Here is a 2760-nt window from a genome sequence, read left to right as displayed (position 1 = left end):
TGCCGATAGGCGGGGGGATCCCCCTTGATAAGGGGGGTGCCGATAGGCGGGGGGATCCCCCTTGATAAGGGGGGTGCCGATAGGCGGGGGGATCCCCCTTGATAAGGGGGGTGCCGATCCCCCCTTAATCCCCCCTTAATAAGGGGGGCATCTGATAATTTTTAACGGCTACCTACTTATTTTTACTTAAATGATTTCCACTTCCCAGATACCCGATTCTTTTGTCTCACCTTGCCGTCGCGCCTCGGTTAGTCGTACTACCAAAGAAACCGATGTAGAGGTGACGATCGATCTTGATGGTAGCGGCAATTGTCGCGCCCAGACAGGAATTCCCTTTCTCGATCATATGTTGCAGCAAATCGCCTCCCACGCTGCGATCGATCTCGATGTACGCGCCACCGGAGATCTAGAAATTGATGACCATCACACCAATGAAGACGTGGGAATCACCCTCGGACAAGCTTTACTGCAAGCTTTAGGCGACAAAAAAGGCATCGTCCGTTTCGGGCATTTTGTCGCCCCTCTCGATGAAGCTTTAGTGCAGGTTGCCCTCGATTTTTCCGGTCGTCCCCACCTCAGTTATGGTCTAGAAATTCCCACCCAAAGAGTGGGAACCTACGATACTCAGCTAGTGCGGGAATTTTTTGTCGCTTTGGTCAATCACAGTCAAATGACCCTACATATTCGCCAATTAGACGGGATTAATTCCCATCATATTATTGAGGCTACTTTTAAAGCTTTTGCCCGGGCGATGAGTATGGCCATAGCGATCGATCCCCGTCGCGCCGGTATAATTCCCAGTTCTAAGGGAGTTTTATAGAAGCGCTGCTTAACCCGAATTAACGTTAGCTTAGAAGCCCATAATTTGAGCCACTTGGGTTAATTCGGGAGCAATCCCAGATTTTAGTTGGTTATTGCTGTGTTTTACCGCCGAATCTGGGTCTTTTAGGCCATTTCCCGTTAAAACACACACTACGGTGGCCCCATCGGGAACCTGTTGATGCACTTTTAATAATCCTGCCACAGAAGCGGCGCTGGCTGGTTCACAGAAAACCCCCTCTTGGCCTCCTAAAATCCGATAGGCTGCCAATATCTCCTCATCGCTGACCGCGTGAAATTGCCCTTGACTAGCGTGACTAGCGGCCCAAGCTTTTTCCCAGTTAGCGGGGTTGCCGATACGGATAGCCGTGGCTAGGGTTTCGGGATGGTCAACCGGTTGTTTAGAGATAAAAGGGGCAGCCCCGGCGGCCTGAAAACCCATCATCTTCGGCAGTCGGTCACATTTGCCTATCTGGTGATACTGACAGAATCCCATCCAATAGGCGCTAATATTGCCCGCATTACCCACGGGAATACATAACCAGTCGGGGGCATTACCCAAGACATCGACAATCTCGAAAGCGGCGGTTTTTTGACCCTCTAAACGGTAGGGATTGACGGAATTGACTAAAGTTACGGGATAATTTTCTGATAGTTGGCGGACAATCTTGAGGGCATCATCAAAGTTGCCATTAATAGCGATGACTTCCGCTCCGTACAATAAAGCCTGGGCTAATTTTCCTAAGGCCACATAACCGTCGGGGATAATCACAAAGGCCCGCATCCCGGCCCTTCTTGCATAGGCTGCCGCCGCCGCCGAGGTGTTCCCGGTACTGGCACAAATCACCGCTTTTGCCCCTTCTTCTTTAGCTTTCGAGATGGCCATGGTCATGCCCCGGTCTTTAAAGCTGCCGGTGGGATTTAAACCATCATATTTGACAAAAACCTTGACATCGCGCCCGATTTGTGCTGAGAGATAGGGGGCGGGTATCAGGGGTGTATTGCCTTCTAGGAGGGTAATTACAGGGGTTTTACTGCTTACGGGCAGAAATTGGCGATATTCTTCGATCAAACCGCGCCAGCCGCCGATAGACGATGATTTAGTGGGTGATTGGGGGATCGATCGAGAAATAATTGTCATAGCCTTAAGGATACAGATTTGATTAGATGGCCTAATTTCCTATTTTATCGAATAAGCAGGCAAAAAAATTAATCTCGATCGCCCGATTGGGATTCATGGGGTTTAAAACAGGGATGCGGGAAGATAAAAGGCAGTAACAGCCAATAAATGACTTTTTTGGTCAAAAAATAGTTATTTTATTGCTATAACTCTGATTTTTTGCCCTTTTTGTCTTTCAGAAGTTGATTTAACTTAGTGTCAGCAGAAGTCCCTCGCTTTTAGCGATGGGATGAATGCTGACCAGCATATAGACAATTCTATAAAGTTGTGTTATCATAAATATAGATTCTTGATAACAGCCATGTACAAAGCATATAAATTCACAATAAAACCCAATACCGAGCAAGAAATAGCCTTAGCTAAAGGCTTCGGCTGTTGTCGCTGGTTTTGGAACTATTCCTTGAATTTATGCCAAGAAACCTATAAAACCACAGGAAAAGGGCTAACACGAAACTATATTCAGGGACTATTGCCTAGTCTCAAAAAAGAATATGAGTGGTTGACAGATGCTTATTCTCAGTGCTTACAGGTTGTTGCTTTGAACTTATCGCAAGCTTATCAAAATTTCTTTGAAAAACGGGCTAGATTACCAAGATTCAAGTCCAAACATGGTAGGCAATCAATTATACTTTAGACGTTCATAATCTGAGATTTATTAAACTTCTGAAATCGTAGAGTCAGCAAGGAATCCAGTTCTTTTTTATGTTTCAAATGGGCATCATTCAAACATTCATAAATGGCTGAAGAAAAGTCAGAAAAGT

General features: G+C 46.2%; 2 protein-coding genes and 2 pseudogenes. 2 read left to right on the top strand and 2 right to left on the bottom strand.

Features of this window, described 5'->3' with window-relative positions; all coding sequences use genetic code 11:
• Positions 1-190: 190 nt before the first annotated feature.
• On the top strand, positions 191-820 hold the full coding sequence (gene hisB, locus IM509_RS03025) for an imidazoleglycerol-phosphate dehydratase HisB (RefSeq protein WP_002756684.1): 630 nt from the start codon (positions 191-193) through the stop codon (positions 818-820).
• Between the two features lie 30 nt (positions 821-850).
• Here hisB and thrC read toward each other — a convergent pair whose 3' ends face one another.
• Entirely contained in the window at positions 851-1960 is a 1110-nt protein-coding gene (thrC, locus tag IM509_RS03020) for a threonine synthase (RefSeq protein WP_002745674.1), read from the bottom strand.
• Positions 1961-2300: 340 nt separating this feature from the next.
• On the opposite strand from thrC, the pseudogene IM509_RS03015 reads away from it, so the two are divergent.
• A pseudogene (locus tag IM509_RS03015) lies at positions 2301-2624 on the top strand (RNA-guided endonuclease InsQ/TnpB family protein); the annotation flags it as partial.
• A 5-nt stretch (positions 2625-2629) separates the two neighbouring features.
• Here IM509_RS03015 and IM509_RS03010 read toward each other — a convergent pair.
• A pseudogene (locus IM509_RS03010) lies at positions 2630-2760 on the bottom strand (IS630 family transposase); the annotation flags it as partial.

Origin of the sequence: Microcystis sp. M31BS1 (assembly GCF_020245285.1) — a bacterium.
GTDB lineage: Bacteria > Cyanobacteriota > Cyanobacteriia > Cyanobacteriales > Microcystaceae > Microcystis > Microcystis panniformis.
The sequence above is the reverse complement of the archived record's forward strand: the minus strand, read 5'-3'. Positions and strand labels throughout refer to the sequence as shown.

What these genes read in the sequence shown, in the direction of transcription:
- hisB (WP_002756684.1), top strand. Translation starts at nt 191, where the DNA reads ATGATTTCCACTTCCCAGATACCCGATTCTTTTGTCTCACCTTGCCGT.
- thrC (WP_002745674.1), bottom strand. Translation starts at nt 1,960, where the DNA reads ATGACAATTATTTCTCGATCGATCCCCCAATCACCCACTAAATCATCG.